The 25,486-nt window shown below is 72.1% G+C and carries 21 protein-coding genes; 12 read left to right on the forward strand and 9 right to left on the reverse strand.

Annotated features, from left to right (window positions below):
* Nucleotides 1-7 precede the first annotated feature (7 nt).
* Entirely contained in the window at nucleotides 8-2,398 is a 2,391-nt protein-coding gene (locus ABT352_RS10785; protein WP_350944285.1) for an SDR family NAD(P)-dependent oxidoreductase, read from the forward strand.
* 122 nt (nucleotides 2,399-2,520) lie between these two features.
* On the opposite strand, the gene ABT352_RS10790 is transcribed toward ABT352_RS10785, so the two are convergent.
* Both ABT352_RS10790 and ABT352_RS10795 read right to left on the reverse strand, forming a co-directional pair.
* Complete coding sequence (locus tag ABT352_RS10790; RefSeq protein ID WP_350944286.1) at nucleotides 2,521-3,618, reverse strand: glycoside hydrolase family 12 protein; 1,098 nt, start codon at nucleotides 3,616-3,618, stop codon at nucleotides 2,521-2,523.
* A 239-nt stretch (nucleotides 3,619-3,857) separates the two neighbouring features.
* A complete protein-coding gene (locus ABT352_RS10795) occupies nucleotides 3,858-4,778 on the reverse strand; it encodes a nucleoside hydrolase (protein WP_350944287.1) in 921 nt (306 codons plus the stop codon).
* A gap of 214 nt (nucleotides 4,779-4,992) precedes the next feature.
* On the opposite strand from ABT352_RS10795, the gene ABT352_RS10800 reads away from it, so the two are divergent.
* The 5 genes from ABT352_RS10800 to ABT352_RS10820 all read left to right on the forward strand — a co-directional run bounded on the left by ABT352_RS10800 (nucleotide 4,993) and on the right by ABT352_RS10820 (nucleotide 8,743).
* Complete coding sequence (locus tag ABT352_RS10800) at nucleotides 4,993-5,520, forward strand: RNA polymerase sigma factor (RefSeq protein ID WP_350944289.1); 528 nt, start codon at nucleotides 4,993-4,995, stop codon at nucleotides 5,518-5,520.
* On the forward strand, nucleotides 5,517-6,320 hold the full coding sequence (locus ABT352_RS10805; protein ID WP_350944291.1) for an anti-sigma factor family protein: 804 nt from the start codon (nucleotides 5,517-5,519) through the stop codon (nucleotides 6,318-6,320). The genes ABT352_RS10800 and ABT352_RS10805 overlap by 4 nt, the downstream gene beginning before the upstream one ends.
* Nucleotides 6,317-7,156: an ABC transporter ATP-binding protein gene (locus ABT352_RS10810; protein WP_350944293.1), complete on the forward strand. Its 840-nt coding sequence runs from the start codon at nucleotides 6,317-6,319 to the stop codon at nucleotides 7,154-7,156. The genes ABT352_RS10805 and ABT352_RS10810 overlap by 4 nt, the downstream gene beginning before the upstream one ends.
* A gap of 130 nt (nucleotides 7,157-7,286) precedes the next feature.
* Nucleotides 7,287-8,090 carry a hypothetical protein gene (locus tag ABT352_RS10815; protein WP_350944295.1) on the forward strand — a complete coding sequence of 268 codons (804 nt, stop codon included), beginning with the start codon at nucleotides 7,287-7,289 and terminating at the stop codon, nucleotides 8,088-8,090.
* Complete coding sequence (locus ABT352_RS10820; protein WP_350944297.1) at nucleotides 8,087-8,743, forward strand: sensor histidine kinase; 657 nt, start codon at nucleotides 8,087-8,089, stop codon at nucleotides 8,741-8,743. Before ABT352_RS10815 ends, ABT352_RS10820 begins: the two co-directional genes overlap by 4 nt.
* Nucleotides 8,744-8,781: 38 nt before the next feature.
* On the opposite strand, the gene ABT352_RS10825 is transcribed toward ABT352_RS10820, so the two are convergent.
* From ABT352_RS10825 to ABT352_RS10835, 3 genes are all read right to left on the reverse strand, one after another.
* Nucleotides 8,782-9,459 (reverse strand): ArsR/SmtB family transcription factor, encoded by a 678-nt coding sequence (locus tag ABT352_RS10825; RefSeq protein ID WP_350944299.1) that lies wholly within the window; start codon nucleotides 9,457-9,459, stop codon nucleotides 8,782-8,784.
* Nucleotides 9,460-9,464: 5 nt separating this feature from the next.
* A complete protein-coding gene (locus ABT352_RS10830) occupies nucleotides 9,465-9,953 on the reverse strand; it encodes a cupin domain-containing protein (protein ID WP_350944300.1) in 489 nt (162 codons plus the stop codon).
* Nucleotides 9,954-10,114: 161 nt separating this feature from the next.
* Nucleotides 10,115-10,237: a hypothetical protein gene (locus tag ABT352_RS10835; protein WP_350944302.1), complete on the reverse strand. Its 123-nt coding sequence runs from the start codon at nucleotides 10,235-10,237 to the stop codon at nucleotides 10,115-10,117.
* A 173-nt stretch (nucleotides 10,238-10,410) separates the two neighbouring features.
* Here ABT352_RS10835 and ABT352_RS10840 point away from each other — a divergent pair, with 173 nt between their 5' ends.
* Nucleotides 10,411-11,364, forward strand: coding sequence for an ATP-binding cassette domain-containing protein (locus ABT352_RS10840; RefSeq protein ID WP_350944303.1), 954 nt, complete (start codon nucleotides 10,411-10,413; stop codon nucleotides 11,362-11,364).
* Complete coding sequence (locus tag ABT352_RS10845; protein WP_350944305.1) at nucleotides 11,361-12,170, forward strand: ABC transporter permease; 810 nt, start codon at nucleotides 11,361-11,363, stop codon at nucleotides 12,168-12,170. Before ABT352_RS10840 ends, ABT352_RS10845 begins: the two co-directional genes overlap by 4 nt.
* Here ABT352_RS10845 and ABT352_RS10850 read toward each other — a convergent pair.
* A complete protein-coding gene (locus tag ABT352_RS10850; protein ID WP_350944306.1) occupies nucleotides 12,152-15,292 on the reverse strand; it encodes an AfsR/SARP family transcriptional regulator in 3,141 nt (1,046 codons plus the stop codon). The genes ABT352_RS10845 and ABT352_RS10850 overlap by 19 nt on opposite strands.
* A 202-nt stretch (nucleotides 15,293-15,494) precedes the next feature.
* Between ABT352_RS10850 and ABT352_RS10855 the strand changes: the two genes are divergently transcribed.
* From ABT352_RS10855 to ABT352_RS10865, 3 genes are all read left to right on the forward strand, one after another.
* Complete coding sequence (locus tag ABT352_RS10855) at nucleotides 15,495-17,702, forward strand: hypothetical protein (protein WP_350944308.1); 2,208 nt, start codon at nucleotides 15,495-15,497, stop codon at nucleotides 17,700-17,702.
* 259 nt (nucleotides 17,703-17,961) lie between these two features.
* Complete coding sequence (locus ABT352_RS10860) at nucleotides 17,962-18,222, forward strand: hypothetical protein (RefSeq protein WP_350944309.1); 261 nt, start codon at nucleotides 17,962-17,964, stop codon at nucleotides 18,220-18,222.
* Nucleotides 18,223-18,227: 5 nt separating this feature from the next.
* The gene (locus tag ABT352_RS10865; RefSeq protein WP_350944310.1) at nucleotides 18,228-20,546 is read left to right on the forward strand and encodes a M64 family metallopeptidase; all 2,319 of its coding nucleotides are present in this window, start codon (nucleotides 18,228-18,230) and stop codon (nucleotides 20,544-20,546) included.
* Nucleotides 20,547-20,764: 218 nt separating this feature from the next.
* Here the strand turns inward: ABT352_RS10865 and ABT352_RS10870 are convergent, their stop codons facing one another.
* The 3 genes from ABT352_RS10870 to ABT352_RS10880 form a co-directional block, all read right to left on the reverse strand.
* A complete protein-coding gene (locus tag ABT352_RS10870; protein ID WP_350944312.1) occupies nucleotides 20,765-21,871 on the reverse strand; it encodes a CapA family protein in 1,107 nt (368 codons plus the stop codon).
* Between the two features lie 170 nt (nucleotides 21,872-22,041).
* Nucleotides 22,042-23,016, reverse strand: a complete 975-nt coding sequence (locus ABT352_RS10875; protein ID WP_350944313.1) for a GNAT family N-acetyltransferase — start codon at nucleotides 23,014-23,016, stop codon at nucleotides 22,042-22,044.
* A 138-nt stretch (nucleotides 23,017-23,154) separates the two neighbouring features.
* Entirely contained in the window at nucleotides 23,155-24,090 is a 936-nt protein-coding gene (locus tag ABT352_RS10880; RefSeq protein WP_502992861.1) for a LysR family transcriptional regulator, read from the reverse strand.
* A gap of 119 nt (nucleotides 24,091-24,209) precedes the next feature.
* Here ABT352_RS10880 and ABT352_RS10885 point away from each other — a divergent pair, with 119 nt between their 5' ends.
* Complete coding sequence (locus ABT352_RS10885) at nucleotides 24,210-25,481, forward strand: MFS transporter (RefSeq protein WP_350944316.1); 1,272 nt, start codon at nucleotides 24,210-24,212, stop codon at nucleotides 25,479-25,481.
* Nucleotides 25,482-25,486 lie beyond the last annotated feature (5 nt).

The raw sequence follows: 25,486 nt of genomic DNA on the forward strand, positions 1-25,486 counted from the left end.
GCGACGGATGAGTGCAGGGGAAGCGACCGCCGACGACATGCCGGGCACGGAGACGACCGTCGGCGGCGAGGCCGGAGCGGCCCCTGGGACGGCCCCTGGGACAGCCACCCGCGAAGGCACCCACGACGTGAGGGTGACCACCGCCCGCGAAGACGCACGCGGCGTGAGGGTGACCGCCGACCACGAAGGCGTCACCGGCCGAGGAGTGAACGCCCTTGACGACGTACCCGGTCAAGGGGTGCCCCCCGGCCGCGACGGCGTCCCCGGCCGGGGGACGACGGCCGTCGTCGGCGGCGGCGCGGCGGGTATAGCGGCGGCGAAGGCCCTCATCGAGGCCGGTCTGCCCGTCCTCGGCATCGAACGCGCCACCTCCCTCGGCGGCCTGTGGCGGCTGGAGGCCGACACCGCGTCCTACGAGGGCCTGCGCCTCAACACGAGCAGGCCGCGCACCGAGTTCTCCGACTTCCCGATGCCCGCCGAGTGGCCCGACTATCCGACCCGCGCCCAGATGCTCGAATACCTGCGCTCGTACGCCGACCGTTTCGGGGTCGGCGAGCGCTTCCGGTTCGGCACGACGCTGGAATCGGCCCGGCGCACCGAGGGCGGCTGGGAGCTGGAGCTGACCGGTCCCGGCGGGCCGTACCGCGAGACGGTGGAGCACCTGGTGGTGGCGAACGGCCACAACCACGAGCCCCGGCTGCCCGAACCGCCCTACCCGGGGACGTTCACCGGCACCGAGTCGCACGCGCACGACTACGTCACCCCCGCCGAGCTGGCGGGCAGGCGTGTGCTCGTCGTGGGCACCGGCAACTCCGCGATGGACATCGCCGCCGAACTGACCGACCACGCGTCCGCCGTGCTGCTGTCGGCGAGACGAGGCGTCTGGGTGCTGCCCAAGCGGCTGCTGGGCCGGCCCTCCGACCAGCTCAACGGCGCCCTCGCGGCCCTCCTGCCCTGGCGGGTGCGGCAGGTGGTCTCCCAGGCGGTGCTCAGGGTCGCCGACAGGAAACCCGCGGGGCCGCGTCTGCCCGCTCCCCGCCAGGGTGTGCTCCAGGACCACCCCACCTTGAGCGACTCCGTTCCCCGCCTGGTCGCGGAGGGAAGGGTGCTCGCGCGCCAGGGCATCGCGCGCCTGGACGGCTCGCGGGTCCATTTCACCGACGGGCAGGTGGACGAGGTCGACCACATCGTCTGGTGCACCGGCTACCGGGCCGTGACCCCGTTCCTCGACACCTCCGCCACCGCCACCGCCGCCGCCACCGGCACCGGCACCGGCACGGCGCCCGACCCGGCGAGCACGCTGCTCTACCGCCACGTCTTCCCCATCGGCGACGACTCGATCAGCTACGTCGGGCTGATGCAGTCGACCGGTTCGGCGCTGCCCGTCGTCGAGGCGCAGGGCCGCCTCCTCGCCGCCGTACGCGCAGGAACCCACCGGCTGCCCGACCCCGAGACCGCGCGCAGGATCGCCTCCGCCGAACTCGACGCCGCCCGAGAGCGTTGGGGGCAGCGCAGGCCCCACATGCGGATCGACGTCGACCAGTATCTCCGCGTCATGCGGCGCGAGCTGCGCGCCTCCCCCTCCCGTGCGCTCGCCGGGCGCCGGATCCTGGTCACCGGCGCGGCCGGCACCTTCGGCAGGGCGATGAGCGCACGGTTCACCGCCCAGGGCGCGCACGTGGTCGGCCTGGACATCGCCCGCCCCGACGACTCCGACATCCCGATCATCGCGTGCGACATCACCTCCTCCGAATCCGTCGACGCGGCGGTGGCCGAGGCGGCGGCCCTGCTGGGCGGCATCGACCTGCTGGTCAACAACGCCGGCCGGGGCGGGCCGGCACCGGCCGAACTCGCCCCGGGCGACGAGGTGGAGGCGCAGCTGCGGCTGAACCTGCTCGGTGCCTGGCGGGTGACGGCGGCGGTCATGCCCCACCTGGTGCGTGCGCGCGGGCAGGTGGTCTTCATCGCCTCACGGATGGCGGTCCTGCCCCTGCCGCTGGCGGCGGCGTACGGTGTCTCCAAGCGCGCCCTCGCCGCCTACGCCGACGCGCTCCGGCTGGAGGTCGGCACGCACGTCGGCGTGACGACCGTCTACCCGAGCATGGTCCGCAGCCCGATCCACGACAGTACGCGCCAGGCCGGGCTCTCCCTGGACGCGGTGTCCCGGCCCGAGCCCGTCGAGGGCGTGGTCGACGCGATCGTCCGCGCCGTCACCGCCCGCCGCGCCCCGCGCGACGTGGCGACCACCGTCCGGGGACGTGTGGAGATGATGGTCGGCAGGCACGCCCCCTCCCTCGCCGACCGTCTCGTCCGCCGCACCGTCGCCGCCCGCGTGGCGGCCGGTGACTTCGCGAACGCCCCCCTCGCGGCGGGAATGGTGAGCAGGCACCGCGGCTAGCCCTCGTCGCGGCGTACGCCCTCCCGGCCCGGGACATCCTCCGGATGGCCCGGTGACGGGTCCGGTAACCTCCTCGACCTGTTCGAGCACGCCTTGAGGCAGCGCGCGAAACCGAGCCGAGGTCAGGAAAGGGTGGTGCAGACATAGGGCGAGGGCCACTGGGAAACGCCGGGTGGGCGGACGGCCTGGAAGCCGAAGTTCGCACTGGCCCCGGGCGTGAGGGAGCCGTTGTAGCTCAGGTTGCGAGCGGTGACGGTCTGCCCCTTGGTGGTCACGGTCGCACCCCAGGAGCCGATGAGGCTGTGCCCGGCCGGCAGCGTGACGGTGACGGTCCAGTCGTGGATCGTGGAGGGACCGGTGTTGGTCACTCTGACCGGATCGACCGTGTATATGTTGTTCCCCCCGTACAACACGGTGGCTGTGGCCGAGCAGCTTCCGGCGGCGATGATGCCGTAGGAGAAGTTGTTCACCGCCAGGCCGGTCTGGCCGACCCACGGCTCGAAGCCCGCCTGGACGCTGGTGAGATACCACGACCGCTGGACATGGCCGCGACTGATCGCGTCGTCGACGAAGGTACTGACGGCGAAGCCGATCGACGCGGTCGCCGAGGAGCGGACGTAGGAGATCACGTTCCAGCCGACGTTGCCGTACCAGACCTCCCAGCTCGCCCCGGCGAGGCTGACCGTACCCACTCGGGAGCCGATCGGCTGGATCGGCCCCACCCGGTTCAGCCAGACCGTGATCTCCGCACCGGTGTTCTGGCCGTCCGTCCGGGGAGCCGGGTCGAGCCAGATGTCGTAGGACGCGTTGTACACGCCGCCGCTCGGATAGGTCATGTGGACGCTGGTCTGGATGCCGTTGAACCGGCTGTCACTGATCCGCATGGGCAGGCCGCTGCCGGAGGTGCACCGGCCGCGGTGACAACCGGCGAAGATCGACGGGTAGGAGCCCGGCGCGCCGTCGGTCGCTCTGTCGTGGCTCGCCTCCGTCACCGAGAAACCGAGGCCCGTGACGTTGACGCACTGCTCGGTGTCGTCGCTCCAGTTGTTGTTCTGGACGTGGTACTTCCCGTTCTGGATGACGGTGGCGCCGTCCTTCTCGCAGATCGTCGTGTCGGCACGCGCCGGAGCGGCGACCGCTCCGGACCCGAGGACCAGGCCGAGGACGGCCAGGACCGTCACGATGACCCGCCTCACTCCACGTTCTCTCGTACGCCTCATGCTGACACCGCTTCCGGTCGCGGATTGGTGGGGAGCGCCCGCATAGTTCGCACCATAGAACTGTTCCTCCCCATCGCAAGCTCCCCCGGCCCGCCGCCACGGTCCCCATGGGGCCACCAGGCCCGATTGGCTCCGGCACGTTCCCCGTCAGGTGAAAGTTCCACCCGCGCTCTCTGCTCACGGCGCGTCCAACCTTCCGGTGGACGTCAGGGGTCGGGCGTCCCGGCGGCTCGAACCCCTCAGCTCGACGGCCTGGCCGAGCCGATCCGCGTGACGTAGAGGTCCCAGAACCGGTCCGGGTCCACCTCCAGCACGGTGCGGCCGTCCGAATCGGAGACGATCTCGGGACGGAGGAAGACCGCCGCGGCCACGGCGTCCCAGACGAACGCCCGATGTCCCGGGTCACCGGCGAAGAGCGGCCCCTGCAGTTCCTTGAAGAGCCTCCTGACCGGGGTCTCCTCGCCCGCGACCACCCGCTCGTAGGTCCGCCTGTCCAAGGTGAGCCGCTGCGCCGCCTCCAGTGTGACGACCAGTTCGCGCCGGAACGGGGCCTCGAACACGACCCGGGACGCCTCGGGGTCGAACCAGCGGTTGAACTCCTCCCCCTCGGTGTCGGCTCCCAGATGGACGACCTCCCTGACCAGGGGGACCATGTCGGGGTGCTCCCGTACGGCGCGTGCCAGGTTGGTGGCCGGGCCGAGCGCGAAGACGGTCACCTCGCCGGGGTGGCGCCGCACCTGGTCGGCGATGAAGTCGGAGGCGCTGCCCGCCGCGGGCCGGGTCGTCGCGTAGCCACCGTGCGGTGGAGTCGCCAGCGCGCGGTGGGACGCCGGTCGCGGCCGGTCCAGGGCTCCGTCGTAGTCGTCCCTCGGCTCCGGCGTATTGCTCTCGCCGGTCACCACCGGGATGTCGGCCCTGCCGATGAGCTCCAGCTGGCGCAGCGCGTACGCGGTGCCCTCCTCCGGCCAGGTGTTGCCGCCCACGGTGGTGACCCCGAGCACCTCCACCCCTTCGGCGGCGGCCAGCAGGAACATGGCCTGGGCGTCGTCGTTCAGCTCGCCCATGTCCGCGTCGATGATGATCTTCCCGGTACCGGGGGGCCCGTCGAGCGGCACCCCCGGCGAGCACGACGCCGTGGCGCACACCGTGGACAGCACCACCAGCGAAAATAGTATTTTCCTTCTCATGCCTCACTTGTCGGGCGTAACACCGCATTCGGTTCGTTCCATGCGGTGAACCGCCGGGGCCGCCGAACACGACAGCCCCCGGATCCCCGGACACGGCGAACCCGTACGGCACCGGACACCACGAAACCGTGAACCGCCGGAGCGGCCGGATGCGACAGAGAGGCATGACACCGTTGAAGGGGCTCCCATGAGTGAGCACGAGAGCTGGACGGACGCTCGACTGCTCGAGGCCGTCGCCGACGGGGACCGCCGGGCCCTGGAGGTCCTTTACGCCCGGCACGCACCCTGGCTCGTCATCCGGCTCACCCGGCGGTGCGCCGATCCGGCGCTGGTGGACGAGGCGCTCCAGGACACCTTCGTGGCCGTCTGGCGCACGGCACGCACCTGGAAGGGCAAGGGAGAGGTGGCCGCGTGGATCTGGGGCATCGGCATCCGCCGCCTGCTGGACCAGCTCCGCCGTCGTCCGGCGGTGCCACTGCCCGCCTACGAGCAGGTAATGGTCTCGGCCGAGGAGCAGGTGCTGCTCGGCATCGAGTACGGCGAGCTCGGCCAGGCGATGGGCCGGCTCTCCCCCGAGCTGCGCGCGGTGGTCCAGGCGACGGTCCTGGACGGCCTGACCACCCGTGAGGCCGGGCGGCTGCTCGGTATCCCCGCCGGGACCGTCAAGACCCGGATGATGCGCGCGAAGGCACTGCTGAGGGAGGAACTGGTATGAGCACCTGGCACATGGACGACGGCCTGGCCGTCAGGTACGCCGACGGGGAGCTGAACCCGACCCTGGCCGCCTCGGTCGAGGCCCACCTGCTGGCCTGCGATCAATGCCGGAGCCTGCTCGCGCCCCAGGTACCGCGCCCTCGGCTGGACCGGGTCTGGGCGGAGGTGGCCGACGCGGTGGACGCGCCCGTACCGGGACCGTTCGAGCGGCTGCTGCGGGCGATCGGTGTCCACGAGCACACGGCCCGCCTGCTGGGCGCCGCCCACTCGCTACGCCTGCCGTGGATCGCGGCCAGCGCCGTGGCGCTCCTGTTCGCCGCGTTGGCCTCGGGAGAGATGACGCGGCAGGGGCTGCTCGTCTATCTCACGCTGGCCCCGATCCTGCCGGTCGCCGGGGTCGCCGTGGCCTTCGGCAGGGACGGTGATCCGGCCCACGAGATCGGCCTGGCGGCTCCGTACTCGATGTTCCGGCTGATGCTGATCCGCGCCGCCGCGGTGCTGACGTCCTCGTCGGCGCTGGCGTTGGTGACGGGCCTCGGCCTGCTGGACCACGACTGGACCGCGGCCGCGTGGCTGCTGCCCTCGCTCGCCCTGACCTCGCTGACCCTCGCCCTGTCCAGCCGGTTCGATCCGCGCCACTGCGGGGCCGCCGTGGCGGCGACCTGGCTGGTCGTGGTCGTCTCCGTCAACCTTCGCGAGCCGAGCCTGGCGATGTTCGGCGGCGTCGGCCAGGCGGGCTACCTGGTCGTCACCTTCGTGTCCGTCGCGCTTCTCTTCTTTCGCCGCAGGGAGTTCTCATGATCGAGGCAGTCGGCCTGGTGAAGGCCTACGGCCGCGACCGGGTCCTGGACGGGCTCACCTTCACCGTGGGCAAGGGGGTGACCGGCCTGCTCGGGCCGAACGGCGCGGGCAAGACCACGCTCGTCAGGATGCTGGCGACGGTGCTCGCACCGGACGGGGGCGAGCTGAGACTGCTCGGCCGGAACCCGGCCGGGGACCTGCTGGAGATCCGGCGGCGGCTGGGGTACCTGCCGCAGGAGCCGGGATACCAGCGGGGGTTCACCGTCTTCGAGTTCGTCGACTACGTGGCGATCCTGAAGGAGATGGTGGAGCGGCGGGCACGGCACGACGAGGTGCGCCGGGTGATCGAGGAGGTCGGGCTGACCTCCGTGAGCGGTAAGCGGATCCGGACGCTGTCGGGCGGGATGCGGCGGCGGCTGGGCATCGCGCAGGCGCTGCTCGGCGACCCCGAGCTGATCCTGCTGGACGAGCCGACCGTCGGTCTGGACGCCGAACAGCGGCTCCGGTTCCGCGAGCTGATCTCGCACATCGGACAGGACCGCACCGTCGTGCTCTCCACCCACCAGACCGAGGACGTTTCCGCCCTGTGCAACCGGGTGGTCGTGCTCAAGGCGGGACGGTGCGCGTTCGAGGGCACACCCGAGCAGCTCCGGACCCTGGCCGAGGGCAGGGTCTGGCTGTCCACGGAGAAGTCGGGGGTGCTCTCCTGGCGTACCGGTGAAGGACTGTTCCGCAACATCGGGCCCGCTCCCGAGGGGGCCCGGCCGGCCGAACCGACCGTGGAGGACGGCTACCTGCTGCTGCTCGGCGACAAGGCGACGGCGGCGACGGCATGACCTGCGACCACGATCCCCGTCCCCGGCCCGCGGGCCGGGGACGGACGACGGCACGGACACCAGCCCGGGCAGGCGCGCCGCCCCGGGTACGGACACGCGGACCGGCCGTCCGTCCGCGGAAAGGACTGTCATGACAGGCTCGTCGTCGCTCGCCGGCCGGTGGCCCGCCACCACGCGTCACGCGGTGCCCGCGCTGGCCTACGCCGAGCTCCGGCGGCTGCTCCGCCACCCGCTCACCCTGCTCGGGCCCGCGCTGATGACGGCGGGGCTGCTCGGCCACACCTGGGAGTGGCCGCAGGACTCCTTCAGGATGATCACCGCTCAGATGGTGATGATATGGGGCGTACCTGCGTTCTTCGCCGCGAACCTCACCGGTACCGCGGCACACCGGGCGGGCACGGACGAGTTGCTGTCCACCGCCCCGGTCGACCGCGCGCACCGTACGGCCGCCGCCTGCCTGGCCGCCCTCGGACCGTTCGTGCTGGCCTGCCTGTTCCAGGCGGTGCTGCTGCGCCTCTGCCAGATGTTCCAGGTGGACCTGGGACATGCTCCCACGGTGTGGGAGATGGCCGCCGCACCGCTGTGCGTGCTCGGAGCCACGCTCCTGGGGACCGCGACCGCCCGCTGGGCACCCCGGCAGGGCGTGCCGTTCGCGGTCATGTCCGTACTGGTCGGTTTCAACTACATCGTCTATCAGGGCTCCGAGCGTTTCCTCGGCTTCCTCGTGGAGTTCGTGCTGTGGACCTCCCCCATGTGGACGTTCCAGAAGGCCGAGGGGTCGGCGCTCTGGCACGCGGTCTACCTGCTGGCGCTGAGCCTGGGAGCGGCGGCGCTGGCGATGCTGCGCGACTCGGCCCGGCGTGGGTTCTGGCTCGGGATCGGCGCGACGCTGCTCCTGACCGCGGCGCTCTCCGGCATCTGGCAGCTGCCGTGACCGCCGTCACCGATCAGGAGGGCACGCCGACGACCGTGCTGGCCCGTGTCCGTGAAGAGGAGCGCCGCCGACTGTGCCGGGATCTGCACGACGGGCTCGGCCACGCGCTGACCGAGATGGCGATGGTCGTCAACATGGCCAGGATCAGCCTGCGCACCGCCCCCGCCTCGACCGACCGCCTGCTGGCGGAACTGCGCGACGGCATGGACGCGGTCGGCCAGGAGATCAGAGAGCTGGTACACGGCCTGTACCCGCCCGCCCTGGACGCGCTCGGCCTGGCCGGAGCCGTGCGGGCACTGGCGGACAACGGACCCTCGGTGATCGTCGAGACCGAGGGCGACCTGTCCGGCCTGCCCTCGGCCGTCGAGGTGGCCGCGTACCGCATCGCGCAGGAGGCGCTCACCAACGTCCGCCGGCACGCCGGGGCCCGCTCGGCGACGATCTCGCTCCGGCGTGACGACTCCTTCCTCACGGTCCGGGTCCGCGACGACGGGAGCGGGCCGCCCCCGGCTCCCCGTCCGGGGATCGGTCTCGCCTCGATGCGTGAGCGCGCCCGCGAACTCGGCGGAACCTGCGTGATGGGCCCCGCACCGGGCGGCGGCGCACTCGTGAAGGCCGTGCTCCCCCTGTCGGCCGGTGTCTCCGCGCCGTGAGGACCTCGGATCGCCGCCCCCGCGGTTCCCCGGATCCGTCACGGGCCCGAGAGGGGGGAACCGGTCTGCAGCCGGTTGCCCGTACGACGCCAGCGGGCGAGTCCGCCGTCCAGCGGGCGTGCCCGGAAGCCGTGGTCGCGCAGCAGCCGCACCGCCTCCGGGGAGACCACGCAGTAGGGGCCGCCGCAGTAGGCCACGATCTCGACGTCCCCGGGCAGCTCGTCGAGACGGTCCCGCAGCTCGGCCAGCGGAACCGAGACCGCCCCCGGCACATGGCCGAGGGCGTGGTCGGCGGCCGAACGGACGTCGACGATCACGATGTCGGGGTCGGTGAGACGTCCGGCGAGTTCCTCGGCGGTCACCGCCTCCAGGACGGCGACCTCGCCGAGGTGTTCGGAGACCGCCTCACGCAGGTCGGCGAGTCTTTCGGCGGCGAAGTCCTGCAGCTCGCCCAGAAACCGGGAGACCTGCTCGTCGGCGAGCCGGTAGTAGATCCGCGTACCGTCCCTGCGGCTCGTCACCAGGTGGGCGGCGCGCAGCTGCTGCAGCTGGGCCGAGGTGTTCTTCAGCGGGATGTCGGCCGCCTCCGACAGCTGCTCGACGGTGCGCTCCCGCTGGTCGAGCACGTCGAGCAGCCTGAGCCGGACGGGACTGGCCAGCGTCCTGCCGATCCGCGCCAGCTGCCGGTAGATCGGCTCCTCGCGAAACTCCGTCATGGCCGTCAGACCATGTACTGGTCGTGGCGCAGGTAGACGTCCGTCCACTCCTCGTCGGTGAGTCGGCGCCCGCTGCTCGCGATCTCGGCGAGTTCCTCGAAGTACGCCTCGCGCGGCGCGCCCGGGGCGAAGAGCAGGAGCATCGAGGCCGGTTCGCCGGACTCGTTGCGGAAGCTGTGCACCCCGCCCTCGGGGACGTACAGGAAGTCTCCCGCCGTCGCGTCGGTCCAGGACTTCCCGTCGAACAGCCGCACCGTCCCCGAGAGCACGAAGAAGGACTCGGAGATCGTCCGGTGGAAGTGGGGCGCCGGACCGGAGGGTTTTGGCCCCATGTCCCAGCGGTACAGGCCGAACTGCCCGTTCGTCGAGGCACCGGTGCCCAGATAGCGCACCGTCGTGCCACCGATCACCAGATCCGGCCCCGCGCTCGCCGGCCTGAACACCCCGCTGCTCTCGCCCGCCTCGTCCAGGTAACGAGCTTCCGGATACGACATCGCACTCCCCGTCCTATGAGGAAATATTCTAAAAGACTATAGAACACGGGGATAAAGGAATGAAAGGTGTCACACGAGGCGGGGAGCACCGATGCGAACGGTCCCGCCGACTCCGGTCGGCGGATCACCCGGCGCGACGTCCACCACGGACGCCGGGCGGGTCAGCGGAGAAACAGGTTCAGCACGACCGTGAGGAGGATCGAGAGCAGCACGGAGACGAGGATCATGGTCAGGCAGCCGGCCCAGCCGCCCAGGATCCTGACCTCCGTGTTTCCGATGCGCATGTCCACGCGTTACCCGGTGACGACCTCGGAAAACCGGCCCCCGACGCGGGGCCGTCCGAGGAACGCGCCTCCCGCGTGTCATGCCGACCGGCTCGCCGACACGGATCTGTGCCGTCGCCGACACGCGGCTCCTCCAGTGTGCGCGGGGTGAAGACACCACCGGGAAGAACCTCATGACCCTCGCCTTCGAGACGCGAGGACTCGTCAAACGCTTCGGAAAGACGACCGCGCTCGCCGGGGTCGACCTGGCCGCCCCGCAGGGCACGGTCCTCGGCGTACTCGGGCCGAACGGCGCGGGAAAGACCACCGCCGTGCGCGTGCTGGCCACCCTGCTCAGACCCGACGAGGGACACGCCACGGTCGGCGGGCTCGACGTCGTACGGCACGCCGCCCGGGTGCGCCGCCTGATCGGCCTGACCGGGCAGTACGCGTCGGTCGACGACGACCTCACCGGCACGGAGAACCTCGTGCTCATCGGGGAACTGCTCGACCTGCGCCGCGGGGAGGCCAAGGCGAGGGCCGCGGAACTGCTGAAGGAGTTCGGGCTCGCCGAGGCGGCGGGGCGGGCGGCCAAGACGTACTCGGGCGGCATGCGTCGCCGCCTCGACCTCGCCGCCGGTCTCGTCGGCCGCCCCTCCGTCGTCTATCTGGACGAGCCGACGACCGGTCTGGACCCGGCCAAACGTGACGACATGTGGAGCGTCATCCGCTCGCTGGCCGCCGACGGGGTCACCGTGCTGCTCACCACGCAGTATCTGGAGGAGGCCGACGCCCTCGCCGACAACATCTCGGTCATCGACCACGGACGGGTCATCGCGAACGGCACCCCGGCCGAACTCAAGCACGTCGTGGGCGGGCAGACGATCCTCGTCCGGCCCGCGGACCCGGCCCGGCTGGCGGATGCCGCCGCGCTCGTCGGCGCGGTGGTCGGCCGCACCCCGGAATCACCGGGCCGGGGCGTGATCACCGTTCCGGTCGAGAGCGACACCGCGTTCACCGAGGTCGTACGGCGGCTCGACCAGGAGCGGATCTCGGTCACCGAGCTCAGCCTCCGGCTGCCCAGCCTGGACGAGGTCTTCTTCACGCTCACCGGACGTCACGCCGAGGAAGAGGAGAACGCGGCATGACCCTCACCGTGGAACGCGCGCAGGCGCCGGCGCCACTCAGGAAGCGGCCCTTCGGGCTGGTACGGCACAGCCTCGCGCTCGGCAGGAGGAGCCTGACCAAGACGCTGCGCACCCCCGAGCAGCTGCTCGACGTGACGCTGCAGCCGATCGTCTTCGTGCTGATCTACGTCTATCTGCTCGGCGGGGCGGTGGCCGGCTCCACCCAGGACTACCTGCAGTTCCTGCTTCCCGCCATCCTGGTGCAGACGGTGATGTTCGCCGGGATGGCCACCGGGGTGAACCTCAACACCGACATCGACAAGGGGGTCTTCGACCGGTTCCGCAGCCTGCCGATCGGCCGGTCCGCACCGCTGATCGGCTCGGTGCTCGGCGACCTGGCGCGCTATCTGGTGGCCGTCGTCTCCCTGCTCGCCTGCGGCCTCCTGCTGGGGTTCCGTATCCAGACCGACCCGCTCTCCGCGCTCGCCGCGTGCCTGCTCACCGTCTTCTTCGCGTTCAGCCTGAGCTGGGCGTTCGTCCTGATCGGGATGCTCATGCGCAGTCCGGGCGGGGTGCAGGGGACGGCCTTCCTGGTGCTGTTCCCGCTCACCTTCGGCACGAGCATGATCACACCGAAGGAGACCCTGCCCGGCTGGCTGCAGACCTGGGTGGAGCTCAACCCGGTCGCGCACGCGATGGACGCCTCGCGCGCCCTGATGCTGGGCGGACCGGCGACGGGCCCGGTGATGTGGACCCTGCTGTCCTCTGTGCTCTTCCTCGCGGTGTTCGCGCCGCTCGCGGTCCGCGCCTACCGCCGCCGTACCTGATCGAGCGCGGCGGCCCGGTCGAGCGCCATGCCCCGCGCGTGGGCGGCGTCGTAGGCGGCGTCGCCCAGCTCGTCCCTGAGCCGCCGGACCAGCCCGGCGATCTCCAGGTTGAACCGGTCGGGGGCGCCGCGGAGCCGCTCGGCGACGCCGAGGGTCTCCGCGGCCCCCGCCAGGTCGCCCTCGTGGGCGCGCATGGCCGCCGCGGCGACGCCGACGTGGGCCAGGACCGGCATGTCCTTGCCCTCGACCGCCCAGTCCGTCGCCTCGGTGACCCACCGTTCCGCGGCCACGAGGTCACCGCGGTCCACCGCCAGATGCGCCATCGCCCGCAGGATCAGCGCGCGGAACTGCGGGGCGACGAACCCGATCTCCTCGATGCCGGTCGCCGCCGCCTCGTAGTGCCGCTCCGCCACGTCCAGGTCACCCGCACGACGGTCGAGGTCCCCCAGCGCGAGGTGGGCGAACGCGATGTTCCGCTGTGACCAGCGCCTCTCGTCGGGCCGCGTCATCGCCAGGAGTTCGGCGCGTGCCCTGTCCACGTCGCCCTGCTGTGCCCGCGCGCCGGCGAGCGTGATCCGCTGGTGCACGGCGTGGTCGTCGGGGTTGAGCTCCCCCAGCAACCGGATCGCCTCCTCCATCGTCTCGACGGCCTCGTCGAAGTCGCCGAAGACCAGGTGTGCCTCCGCCAGCGAGCTCAGCACCTGGGCGAGCCCCCAGCGGTCTCCCAGCTCGCGGAACCCGGCGGCGGCGGCGAGCAGGTCGCGGCGCCTTCCCACCTGGTCCCCCTCGTTCTCCAGGAGCGCCGACCTGATCATGAAGAGCATCGCGCGGGTCCACGGGTGGGGGTGCGACATCTGCCGCTCGACGGCGGCCACGCCCCGGACGACGTCGTCGGTGAAGATCGCGAAGATGGGATCGATCAGGGCGAGGAACGGGTCCCCGGTGTCGGGGCCGACGGTCTCGGCCAGCGCCCCGAACCGCTCGACGACGTCCTCCACGTTCTCGTGCTCACCGGAGAGCATCCTGTTGATCAGGTGGAAGGCGGTCGCGACCGACCGGCGCTCCGAGGAGACCTCACCGGGAACGTCGAGGGCGAGACGGAGCCGGACCACGGCCTCGGCGTGGTTCTCGCGCATCATCCAGAAGGTGCTCAGCGCGGCGGCCAGCCGCACCGCCGTGTCCGCGTCGCCCGCGTCGGCGGCGAAGTGCAGGGCGGCGAGCAGGTTGTCGTGCTCGGTCTCCAGCACGGCGAGCCAGACCAGCTGCCGCTCCTCGCGCAGAAAGGGCTCGGCCGTCTCGGCGAGGTCCAGGAAGTACGCCGCGTGCGCGGCCCGCACCCGGGCGACCTCCCCGTTCTCCGCGAGCCGTTCCAGCCCGTACTCCCGGATCGTCTCCAGCATGCGGTAGCGCGGCTGCGGCGCCTCGACCACCTGCAGCAGCGACCTGTCCACCAGCGCGCCGAGCAGGTCCAGGGCCGTACCCGGCTCCGCGCACACCCGCTCGGCCGCCTCCACCGAGATCCCGCCGGGAAACACCGCGAGCCGCTCGGCGAACCGGCGTTCTTCACCGAGCAGGTCCCAGCTCCAGTCGACGACCGCGCGCAACGTCCGATGGCGGGGCAGCGCGGTACGGCTGCCACCGGTCAGCAGCCGGAACCTGTCGCCGAGACGCTCGGCCACCTGCGGCGCGGTCAGGGAACGCATCCGCGCCGCGGCCAGCTCGATCGCGAGAGGCAACCCGTCCAGCCGCCGGCAGATCTCCACCACGGCCGCGACGTTCTCCTCGGTGACCGCGAAGCCGGGCCGTACGGCGGCGGCCCGCTCGGCGAGCAGCCGCACCGCCGGGCTGGTCACCGCCTGCCGCACCGAGGCGTCCGGCTCGGGCAGCCCGAGCGGGGTGACCGGGCACAGCACCTCGCCGAGTATCCCGAGGGGCTCCCTGCTGGTGGCGAGGATCCGCAGCCCGGGGCAGCGCCCCAGCAGGTCTTCCGCCAGGTGGGCCACGGCCTCGACCAGGTGCTCGCAGTTGTCCAGCACGATCAGGGTCTCGGCGCGCGAGAGCGCCTCGACCAGGCGGCTCGTCGTGTCCCTGGGCACCCCCTGAGGATCGAGCACCCGGGTGCCGAGCGCGCCGAACACCGCCTGGGGCACGTCGGCCGGGTCGGTCACCGCCGCGAGTTCCACCAGCCAGGCACCACCGGGCCACCGCTCGGCGAGCCCTCCGGCGACGGTGGTCGCGAGCCGGGTCTTGCCCGCCCCGCCGGGACCGACCAGCGTGACCAGCCGCCCCTCCGCCAGCGACGCGCCGACCCGCCGCACCTCGGCCGTACGCCCGACGAAGCTGGTCAGCGCGGTCCGCAGGTTGCCCTTCTGCCGGCGGGCGGGCTCCGCCTCGCCCTCCCGGAGCAGCGCGAGGTGGATCTCCCGCAGCTCGGGCCCCGGGTCGGCCCCCAGCTCCTCCGCCAGACGGAGCCTGATCCTCTCGTAGCCGGCCAGCGCCTCGGCCTGACGCCCCTGGGCGTGCAGCGCCCGCAGCAGCAGTCCCTGCAGCCGCTCTCTCAGCGGATGACGGGTCGCCGCCTCGGAGAGCTCGGCCACCAGGTGAGCGTGCCGCCCGGCCGCCAGGTCCGCCTCCGCCCGGTCCTCGATCGCGGCCAGCCGCGCCTCCTCCAGACCGGCCGCGTACGCCGTGGCGAAGGAGGCTCCGGCCGCGTCCGCCAGCGCGGGACCTCGCCAGAGCCCGAGCGCCTCACCGAGCAGGGATCCGGCGGCCTGCGCGTCCCCGCCGTTCAGCGCGCGCCTCCCCGCCCGCGCCAGCCGCTCGAACCGGTGCGCGTCGACGGCCTCAGGCGGCAGGTCGAGCCGGTAACCGCCGCGATCCGACCGCAGCACCGAGGCGTCCGGCAGGCTGCGGCGCAGCCTGGCGACGAGCGACCGTACCGCGTTCGCGCGGTCGGCGGGCTGCTCCTGGGGCCAGAGCGCGTCCGACAGCTCGTCGGCGGTGACGACCCGCCCCGCTCCCAGTGCCAGCCGGATCAGCAGCACGCGGAGCCGGACACCCCCGATCTCGACGCTCTCACCGGCCGCCGTCACCTCCAGCGGACCCAGGATGCCCACACGCATGCGGCCAACTGTGCCACGCCCCGGCACGACACGGCTCCTGCGTTTCCACGACGCCGCGCACGCCCACCGACCCGCACCTTTACTCTCCGTACCATCGAGATCACGATCTGTCGGCGATAATGGCACGATCGACGGCGCGAAGCCGCGAGCCCGGTCCTTTCACGAGCGGGAGGCCGACGGCAACGGGAGTAGGGGGTTCACGGTGCGGACGCATTTCGATCCGGAGGAGACCGAGGAGTTCGAGTCGGCGAAGGACCTGCTGGTCCGTCGCTGTCTCGCCTGGGCGGACGAGCGCGGCACGCGGGCCGACGAGGCGATGCTCGCCGCGGTCCTGGACGCGCGCCACCGCAGCCGTGACGGGCGGCTCGCCTACTGGGACACGCGACAGGTGCGGCGTTTCCTCCTGGAATGGATCCCCAGGCACCTCGCGGCCGAGCGCGAGACCCTCGCCTCCGCGCCGGAGAACCTGCTCACGCTCCTGCGCTACCTCACCGCGTCCGGCCTGCGCGACCCCCGGGGCGCCTCCCTCACCGAACTGGAGGCGGCCGTGGCCGAGGCGGAGGCGGAGTTTCCCGCGGCGCTCGCCGACCCGGCGCGGCAGGGCATCGGGAGGCTCTGGGCGCAGACCGCCCTCGACAACGGCTTCGTCCTCGACGACGAAGAGGACATGGCCCGCTTCCAGCACGACGTCAGCAGCGGCCGGATACAGTTCGACGCCGACGTGGTCGAAGCGCTTCTCCAGGCCGAGTTCGGTGGCGCGGGACCCGACGACGACCGGGCCTTCTCCCAGTGCCCCATCGCCCTCCCCACCGCCGCCGAACTCGCCGCCGACGCCGCGAGAAGCGAGATCGTACGGCAGCTGACCGCCCTGACCGGCTGGGTGGGGAAGGACGGGCGTCCTCTCACCAAGGCCGGAGACCTGCGGGCGGCCGACGCCCGCGAGCTGGCGGAGCTGCTGGACATCGGGGAGCCGGATCAGCGGGCACGCGCGTCCGGCACCCGCGAAGCGACGGAGCCGCCGAACGCGCAGAAGCGCGATCCGGAGGCGCTGCCGGGCACCGGGGAGGGAGATCCGGCGCGGCCGACGGACACCGGGGAGGGGGATCCGGCGCACCTGCCCGGCACCGGGGAACGGGATCAGTGGGCGCGCGGCTCCACGGAGACGCCCCGGTTGGACCTCCTGCTGGCCTGGGCGAAGAAGGCGGGCCTGGTGCGGGTGCTCAAGGGACGCCTGGTCCCGGTGGCCAAGGCCGCCCCGCTGCTGCGCGACCCGGAGGCGCTGTGGCGGCGCGCGTTCGAGGCCGTCTTCGAGCTGGGCGCCGCGATCTGCGCGCCCGCCTCCGGGAGGGTCGGCTTCTCGATGCTCGTCACGGCGTTCGACGAGCTGCTGCCCGACGTGCTGAACACGATGTACAGCCTGCCGGCCCCGATCCCCGTCGCCCGGCTGCAGGAGACCGTGTGGCTCGCCTGCCAGGAATACTTCCTGCTCGACTTCGCGGAGAACGGCTCCCGCCAGGACGTCTGGCGCCGACGGGTCGACGAGGATCTCCTGGTGGTGTTCGACGTCCTCTCCCGCCTCGGTGCCGTCGAGACGAGCCACGGCGTGCCCGACGAGCTGTACTCCAGCGACCTGCGTCCCGGCTTCGTCGAGGGGATCGGCGAGCTCACCCAGGACGACCTGCCGTTGCCGCCCGAGGCGTGCGCCCGGCTCCTGACGCGCCTCGCGGAGCCCGGCCCGCTGGTATCGCTAACGCCCCTGGGCACCCGAGCCGTCCGCGAGCGGCTGCTCGCCGACGGGCGGGACGCCCCGCTGATCGGGGAGCTGGCGGACGCCGAGGCCGGCGAGCTGCTGGGAGTGATCGCCCAGCACTACACCCAGGAGACGGCGGTCGCCGAGCTCGAAGGCTGGCTCGCGGCGCACGGAGGTGACATCGAGCCGCTCCTGGACGCCATCCGCGCCTGTCCCTTCCGCACCCGCGCCTCCGCCATGCTCTCCGCCCTGACCGAGTCGCTCCCCGACGGCCGGTCGATGCGGGCGAGACTCCGGCACGACCCGGCGCTGGGATCCCTCGTCCTCACCGCCCTCCTGGAGGAGGGAGAGCTGGGCCCCGAGGATCTCACCGCCCGCGAGCACTCGCTGCTCCTCGCCGAGGGGATGGTCATCCTGCTGGAGCTGGGCGGTCCCGAGGCCATCGTGGAGCAGCTCCGCGAGTCGGCGGGCAGGGACGCGCCGGAGTTCGTCGCGGAGGTGCTGGATTCCGGGCATCCCGCGCGGGAGGCGCTGGAGGAGCTGCGCGTGCTGGTGTACGAACCGATGCTGGCCAGGAGCGCCCGGCTACGGCTCGTGCCCAGCCCGGCGCCCGGCTCACGGGGCCGTCCCAACGGCCGCGGCGGGAAACGCCGACGCTGACGTCTCCGCCGCCGCCACCGGTGACGGCCGGTCGCCGGAGGTCATGACCGGCCGTGCGTCCCTGACGGGGTCGCGACATGCGACCGGGGCCGGAGAGCCGCGCCTCCGCTGTGGAGCACCGTGTTCAGGGGATCGGCGCCACCGCTTCGGGGGCATCGCCCCTTCCACAACGCCAGAATTGCGAAAATTAGGACTATCGCCAACAAAACATGATCGATAGCCTCCTTCGACACTTTGTGTGTCAGAAGGAGATATATCCGTGCAAGTACCTCGTGCCCTCATGCCGGCGATCCTCACCTCCGGATCGATCGGCATGGTCGGCGTCGCCCCCGCGGCGGCGGACCCCACCCCCGCGTCCTCCACCGCGGCGGTCGAGGACGAGCTCCTCGGCAAGCTCACGGCCATCCCCGGGCTGACCGTGGTCTCGGAGACCCGGCCGACCGGCTACCGGTTCTCCGTCGGTCGCGCGTCGGAGTCCCTCCCCCACGACGACATGCTCCCCACCCGCGGAAAGCGCTGACCCCCATGCGTATCACCAGGCCACTCACCGCCCTCGCGGCCGTCTCGATGACCGCCGCCCTGCTCACCGTGCCCGCCGTACCCGCCGGCGCCACCTCCGACGGCGCCGTCGGCAGTGCCACCGTGGTGCCGCTCCAGGTCACCGGAGCCCCGGCCAAACGGTTCAACCTGATCATCATGGGTGACGGCTACACCGCGGGCGAGCAGTCCACGTTCGCCGCCGACACCGACCAGCAGCTCAACGTGATGTGGTCCATCGAGCCGTACAAGTCCTACCGCAACTACTTCAACGTCTACCGGGTGGACATCGTCTCCGGCGAGTCCGGCATCGGCTGCGACCCCGACCTGTCCGCGGGGAGGAAGAACACCCCGCTGAGCATGGCCTTCTGGGGCGGCTGCAACCCCTCCAGCGTCCAGCGGCTGATCACCATGAGCAACTCGGCCGCCAACACCTACGCCAACCTGGTGGCCGGGACCAGCAGCGCCAACCGGCAGATCCTGGCCCTGGGCAACAGCGGCACCTACGGCGGGGCGGGCGGCGCCTACGCCACCTCCTCCGGCCACAACTCGATGTCGGCCCTCATCGCGCCGCACGAGATCGGCCACTCGCTGGGCGGCCTGCAGGACGAGTACACCTACTACACGCGCGGCGTGGAGGGCGGCGCCTACACCGGAGCCGAACCCAGCTCCGCGCACCACACCCTGCTCACCGAGCAGCAGATCGCCGACCAGCGCAGGAAGTGGTGGCGCTGGCTGGGCGAACCCAGCGAGGCCGGCGGCACCATCGGCCGCCACGAGGGCGGCCTGTACTTCGGCACAGGGGTCTGGCGGCCCAGCGAGCACTCCATCATGAGGACGCTCGGCTACTACTACGACCAGGTCAGCCGCGAGATCATGACCCAGAGGATCTCCGCCAAGACCGGCCTCATCCAGGACGGCACGCCGGCCACGTCGCCGGTCGGCGCCGACCGGGTGCTCTGGGTGGAGCCGCTGCACCCCAACAGCCACTCGCTGACCACCGTCTGGAGCGTCAACGGCACCGACCTGGCGGGCGATCGCACCACCCTCGACCTCCGCACGCTGAACCTGCCGGCCGGCACCCACACGGTCAAGGCGACCGTCACCGACCCGACCGACTTCGTACGAGACCCGGCCATCCGCTCCGGCGCCCTCACCGCCACCCGCACCTGGACGGTGGACACCACCGTGACCACCGTCCCCGCCGAGGTCGGCCCCGGCCTGCTCTCCTCCACGCCCACCAACCAGGCGGTCGGCCACGACGAGGTCGTCTACGTCGAGACCACCCACCCCGACGACAACGTCCCGACCGTCACCTGGACGCTGGACGGCAGGCGGCTCGACGACAACGACGGGGACCTGGACCTGGGAGAGCTCACGCTCACCCCCGGCAACCACACCCTCACCGCCACCTCCGGCGGCGACAGCCGAACCTGGACCGTCGACAACACGCCGCCCACCACCGGCTACCGGCTCTCCGAACCCCTGGTCTCCTCCGGTGACACCTACGTCTACAACGGCCCCTTCACCATGAGGCTCACCGGCGACGACGACCAGGACGGGTACGTCGTCAGCGAGTCCCGGGTGGACGGCGACGGCTGGTTCAACTACTTCGGCTGGCCGACCTCCGCCGACCTGCCGTGGACGTTCAGCGAGAGCGGCACCGTCATCGACAGCCTCACCTTCGGCAAGCTGCCCCGGGGCAGGCACACCGTCGAGTACCGCTCGATCGACCCCAGCGGCAACCACGGCACGGCCGAGAACTTCACGGTCACCACCCTCGCGCCGCCGCCCGCCTGCACCACCACGGTCACCGGCACCAGGAACGGGACGCTCCCCGTCCGTTCCGGCGTCACCTGCCTGAACGACGCCCGGATCAACGGCGGGGTGACCGTCTCGGCGGGCGCGTCCCTGGTGGTGACCGGCGGCACGATCAACGGAGCGGTCACCGCGACCGGCGCCGCCGAGGTGCACCTGCTCAAGGCACAGGTCAACGGCGCGGTCTCGATCTCCGGCACCACCGGCCGGCTGATCATCGCCGGTGCCGAGCTCAGGGGCGCGGCGGTGCTGAACGGCAACACCACCGCCGACGCGCTCGTGATGGCGGGCAGCAGCGTCCGCGGCGCGCTGGCCTGCACCGGCAACACGCCCGCGCCGTCCAACGCCGGGGTGGCCAACCAGATCACCGGCAGCGGCCAGTGCGCCGGCCTCGTCGACCCCCGCCCCAACCCCCGCGGCAAGACCTACGAGGCCGTGGTCTCCAGCACCATCCCCGAGAGGGGCATGTACGAGCACAACCACAACTGATCCACTCGACCGGCGGGGCGGCCCCACCAACGGGCCGAACGGGGCGGCCAAGTCGCCCCGACCCCACAACCGAGACGTGTGAACGGCGGGACGTCCCCACAGGGGCGTCCCGCCTCCGTGTTCTCAGAGACCGTCCCGACCGCACGACCGGACACCGTCCACGGTCACCCCAGGCACCACCCCAGGCACCCGGGGCACTCCCGAAGTCTCGCTCACGTTCACCGCAGCACGAGCGCGCCGTCCGGTTCGAGGTCGACGCGTGACCCGAAGTTCCGGCCGACCCGGTCGAGAACCCTCCGCAGCCATTCGGAGTCCTCCTCCGAGGCGTGCTGGAGCCGCATCCGGCGGGCCCGCAGGGGCACCATCCGCAGACCGGTCAGGTGGCCCGAACCGGGCTCCACCGACGCGAAGTACAGCAGCCGCAGATCGTCCCGGTACTCCTCGTAGCCGGGGATGCCCTCGTAGTCGTCGACGAGGTCACCGCAGCCGTACAGGACGAGCCGATCCCGGTAGACCTCGACGGGCCGGGGGTGGTGCGAAGAGTGCCCGTGCACCACGTCGACCCCGCCGTCGACCAGCCGGTGCGCGAAGCGCGTCTGCTTCCGAGGGACGTGGTAGCCCCAGTTGGAACCCCAGTGGATGGAGACCACCGCGACGTCACCGGGACGCCTGGCCCGCCGTACCCGGTCGGCCAGCTCGGCCGCGGCGGCCTCCGACAGCTCGGGCACGAAATCGACCCCGGCCCGGTCCGGCGCCGCCGCCCATTCCGGCGGGACACCGCTGGACTCCGTCCCGCAGGCGAAGACCAGGACCCGCCCTCCCCCCGCCACGGGGACGACCGCCGGTCGCCTCGCCTCGCCCACCTCCCGGCCGGCCCCCACCGACCGCAGCCCCGCCCCGGCAAGGACGTCGAGCGTCTCCTCCAGCCCTCGTCGGCCGAAGTCCATGACGTGATTGTTCGCCAGCACGCAGGCATCGGGCCGGGCGACCGCCAGGCAGGGAAGGTTGGCCGGACTCATCCGGTAGTTCACGGCCTTCCCCGCCGCGAAGTCGTCGCTCCGGGTGACGCTCGTCTCCAGGTTCACCACCCGGACCTCCGGCGCGGCCTCCGCCAGCACCCGCAGGGCATCCCCCCACGGCCAGGAGAAGCCGACCGGCCAGGGAATCCGGCCGTTCGCCGCCTCCGCGAGATCAACGTAGGTCATGGCGTCCTGGACATGCTCCTCCCGCAGCGTCGGGTCACCCGGATGAGGAAGGATCTGATCGACGCCGCGGCCGAGCATGACGTCCCCACAGAGGAACAACGTCACCGGATCGGTACGCACACCTCCAGGCTAGGCGGCCCGCGTCCGCCGGTCACGGACGTACCGCCGACTCGCACACCGTTCCGGCGGAAAAGGACGGCCGGGACGTGCCAGGCCCCGCACCCGGCTCACGGGGCCGCCCCAGCTGCCGCGGCGGGAAACGCGGGCACCGACAAAGGCCCGCATGCGGATCACGTCACCGCCGGACCCAGCGGAAGCGTGTACTCGATCGAACGACGTTCGATCCCGAACCCGGCGCGGGTGTAGATGCCGAAGGCCCCGGTCGGATTGTCGGCGTCCACCCCCAGCCCGGCCTTGTCGTACCCCTGCGCGCGGAAGGCGTGCAGCGCGTGCGCGAGCAGGGCGCTCGCCACCCCGCGGCCCCGCCACTCACGCAGGGTGCCGATGATCTGAATCCATGCCTCGCGGATCCCGGTCGCCTCGGTGTCGGCGTCGAAACAGTGGGTGAGCAGGATGCCCACGCTCTCCCCCGATGCGTCCAGCGCGACGAAGGACCCTTCCGCCCGGAACGCCCGCACCCCGACGATGGTGCGGCGCCAGGACTCCGGGGTGTGCCGAACGCTCCCCCAGTGGTCGACGAACGAGCGGTTACGCACCTCCCTGACGGCATCCTCAAGATCGTCCCGATAGGTGGCGATTGTGAGCCCGTCCGGCGGCGAGACCTTCGGCAGCTCGGCGCCCAGGTCGAGGGTCATCCCGTAGAACCACCGGACCGGCGTCATCCCCGCCCTCGCGACCAGCGCGAGCAGGCCCTCGTTGCGGCTGTCCACCTGGACGTGGAGTTCGAGCGGCCTCCCGGGAAAACGGCGCTCGTGCAGCACCGGGGTGTTGCCGATCGCCCACTCCAGCAGGTGTCCTCCCAGCCCTCGGCGCCGAGACTCCGGACGCACCCCACCCCACAGGTGCATCCGATGGACCGGCTCGGCCGAGGCCCGGACCATCGTCACCCCGTACCCGACCAGCCGGCCGGACTCCCACGCCCCCAGCGTGCCCTCGGCGGGATCGAGCCGCGGATCGGCGAGAAGCTCGGCGAGGTCGTCCTCGGACTCCCTCCCCCCGACCTGATCGACCTCGTCGATCGCCGCCAGCAACTCCGCCCACGCCCCGACGTCGCCCTTGGACAGCGGAGCCCACTCGAAGGTCATGGCCACCGAGCGTAGAAGCAGGCCACTTTCTCCGGCCACCCGTTTTCCTTCCGTTTCCCGCCGCCGAGTGCCGTCCTCCACACCCGGGATTCTCCGGATGAGGGCGGCCGGCGTGACGGGTGCAGGTGTGGCGGCGTCTCAGCGTGAAATCACCCAGGCGGGTGTCCATGTCTCGGCGGTGTCGTGGCCGGCTGTGGTGGCGGCGAAGTGGGCGCGGAGCGCGGCCAGTGCCGGGTGGGGGTTGATGTGGTGCCACAGGAGGGAGTGCGGGTAGACGGGCGTCGGGTCGGTTACCGGGATACGGCGCAGGCCGTGGCCGGTGGGCCAGACCAGGCGGGTGTGTTCGCCCATGAAGGTGGCCAGGGCCGGGGTGTCGGCGATGGTGTCGAGAAGCGCGTCGGAGCCGAAGTTGGGGCCGGTCGCCTCGATGGTGAGGCCGAACTCGGCGACAAGGTCGTCGTAGTAGGCGGCCCACTCGGTCCCGGGGACGATGCCGGGCATCCAGATCCGGTGCCCGGCGAGCTGGGCGACGGTCACCGACCGGGCGTCGGCCAGCGCGTGGGCGGGCCCGGTGAGGAGCTGGAGCGGCTCGTCGAGCACCCGGACGGACTCGATGCCCGCGGGGAGAGGCCGGCCGGGCATGGCGACGGCGCGGAAGGACGCGTCGATCGCCTCGGCGGCGAGGGCGGCGACGGCCGCCTCGACATCGGACAGCGTCACCACGTCGAGCTCGATGTCGGGGTGCGCGCGGTGGAAGTCGCGCATCAGACCCGACGGCGCGGTGCGCGAGGCGATCACATCCACGCGCAGCGGACGGCTGCCGGGGCGTACGGAGGCGACCGCGCGCTCGGTGACGCGCAGCAGCTCCCGGGCGTGGGGCAGGAACGCCTGCCCGTCGATGGTGAGCCGGGCTCCGCGCGCGGTGCGGGTGAACAGCCGCACCGCGAGGTCCTTCTCCAGCCCGGCGACGCGCTTGGAGACGGCCTGCTGGGTGATCGACAGATCCGCGGCGGCGTCCTGGAACCGGCCGGTGTCCACGACGGCGACGAACGTGCGCACGGCATCGAAATCCAACACCCGCCTGACCATATCCAACAACCGGCTGTTGTGCGGTTCCGGCCAGACAGTTGTTTGACCTGCCCTCCTGCTCCCCGCTTTGATCCCACGAGTCAACAGATGGTTGCCCTCAGGAGATGGCGAGGCGCGCGGTGGGAAGGTCGCCCGGTCGGCGGTTCGGATGGTTCTGGGCCGCGTACGCGGCGAGCACGTTCGGTACATGGCTTGCGTTCGACGCGTTCGCCCTGATCGCGATTCTCGCCCTGGACGCGGGGCCCGCCGAGGTGTCGGCGCTGGCCGCGGCGGGACTCGCGGTCGGGGCGGTGGTCGCGGTGCCGCTCGGGCCGTGGGTGGAGTTCCGGCGCAAACGGCCGGTGATGATCGCGATGGACCTGATCCGGTTCGCGGCGCTGATGAGCGTTCCCACCGCCTACCTCCTCGACCGGCTGAGCCTCGCCCAGCTCCTGGTCGTGGCGGTCGTCGTCGGTGCCGCCGACATCGCCTTCACCGCCGCGAGCGGAGCGTGTCTGAAGGCGCTCGTCCGCCCCGAGGACCTGCTCGTCGCGAACGGCCGGCTGGAGGCGACGACCTGGACCGCCACCGCGCTCGGGCCACCGCTCGGTACCGCCGCGATCGGGCTGGTGGGCCCGGTGGCGAGCGTCGCGGCCAACGCGGTCAGCTTCCTGCTGTCGGCCGCCGGGATCCGCGCCATCGGCGGGCAGGAGCCACGCCCCGCGCGAACCGCCACCTCCTCCCGCCCCGGAGCCGGTGACCTACTGGAGGGCTGGCGCCACATCCTCGCCGACCCGGCGCTGCGCCCGTTGTTCTTCAACACCGTCCTGGTCAACGGCCTGATCATGGCGACCTCACCGCTGCTCGCCGTCCTCATGCTCGGCGACCTCGCCTTCACCCCCTGGCAGTACGGCCTCGCCTTCGGCCTCCCCTGCGTCGGCGGCCTCGTCGGCTCGCGACTGGCCCGCCCGCTCCTCGCCCGGTTCGGACACCACAGGGTCATGCTCACCACCGGGACGCTGCGCGCGTGCTGGCCGCTGGGACTGGCCTTCGTCCGCCCCGGCCCCACCGGACTCCTCCTCGTCATCACCGTCGAACTCGGACTGATCACCTGCATGGGCGTGTTCAACCCGGTCTTCGCCACCTACCGGCTCCAACAGCTCCCGCCGGACCGGGTCGCCCGCACCCTGGCCGCCTGGTCGATCACGAGTAAGGCCACCATCGCGGCCATGACCGGCGCATGGGGCCTGCTGGCCGGCCTCACCGGCCCCCGCACCGCGATCGCGATCGCCGGTCTCCTCCTCCTGACGACCTCGCTCCTGCTGCCCAGAAACGACCGCACACCCCACCCCAACGACACCGGCCGGACTCCCCAGAAAAGGCGGACACTCGCATGAGCACC

Source organism: Streptosporangium sp. NPDC000563 (assembly GCF_040299985.1).
In the GTDB taxonomy this organism is placed as follows: domain Bacteria; phylum Actinomycetota; class Actinomycetes; order Streptosporangiales; family Streptosporangiaceae; genus Streptosporangium.

What these genes read in the sequence shown, in the direction of transcription:
- ABT352_RS10800 (WP_350944289.1), top strand. Translation starts at nt 4,993, where the DNA reads ATGAGTGAGCACGAGAGCTGGACGGACGCTCGACTGCTCGAGGCCGTC.
- ABT352_RS10885 (WP_350944316.1), top strand. Translation starts at nt 24,210, where the DNA reads ATGGCGAGGCGCGCGGTGGGAAGGTCGCCCGGTCGGCGGTTCGGATGG.
- ABT352_RS10835 (WP_350944302.1), bottom strand. Translation starts at nt 10,237, where the DNA reads ATGCGCATCGGAAACACGGAGGTCAGGATCCTGGGCGGCTGGGCCGGC.
- ABT352_RS10790 (WP_350944286.1), bottom strand. Translation starts at nt 3,618, where the DNA reads ATGAGGCGTACGAGAGAACGTGGAGTGAGGCGGGTCATCGTGACGGTC.
- ABT352_RS10810 (WP_350944293.1), top strand. Translation starts at nt 6,317, where the DNA reads ATGATCGAGGCAGTCGGCCTGGTGAAGGCCTACGGCCGCGACCGGGTC.
- ABT352_RS10850 (WP_350944306.1), bottom strand. Translation starts at nt 15,292, where the DNA reads ATGCGTGTGGGCATCCTGGGTCCGCTGGAGGTGACGGCGGCCGGTGAG.
- ABT352_RS10815 (WP_350944295.1), top strand. Translation starts at nt 7,287, where the DNA reads ATGACAGGCTCGTCGTCGCTCGCCGGCCGGTGGCCCGCCACCACGCGT.
- ABT352_RS10865 (WP_350944310.1), top strand. Translation starts at nt 18,228, where the DNA reads ATGCGTATCACCAGGCCACTCACCGCCCTCGCGGCCGTCTCGATGACC.
- ABT352_RS10840 (WP_350944303.1), top strand. Translation starts at nt 10,411, where the DNA reads ATGACCCTCGCCTTCGAGACGCGAGGACTCGTCAAACGCTTCGGAAAG.
- ABT352_RS10875 (WP_350944313.1), bottom strand. Translation starts at nt 23,016, where the DNA reads ATGACCTTCGAGTGGGCTCCGCTGTCCAAGGGCGACGTCGGGGCGTGG.
- ABT352_RS10805 (WP_350944291.1), top strand. Translation starts at nt 5,517, where the DNA reads ATGAGCACCTGGCACATGGACGACGGCCTGGCCGTCAGGTACGCCGAC.
- ABT352_RS10845 (WP_350944305.1), top strand. Translation starts at nt 11,361, where the DNA reads ATGACCCTCACCGTGGAACGCGCGCAGGCGCCGGCGCCACTCAGGAAG.
- ABT352_RS10785 (WP_350944285.1), top strand. Translation starts at nt 8, where the DNA reads ATGAGTGCAGGGGAAGCGACCGCCGACGACATGCCGGGCACGGAGACG.
- ABT352_RS10830 (WP_350944300.1), bottom strand. Translation starts at nt 9,953, where the DNA reads ATGTCGTATCCGGAAGCTCGTTACCTGGACGAGGCGGGCGAGAGCAGC.
- ABT352_RS10825 (WP_350944299.1), bottom strand. Translation starts at nt 9,459, where the DNA reads ATGACGGAGTTTCGCGAGGAGCCGATCTACCGGCAGCTGGCGCGGATC.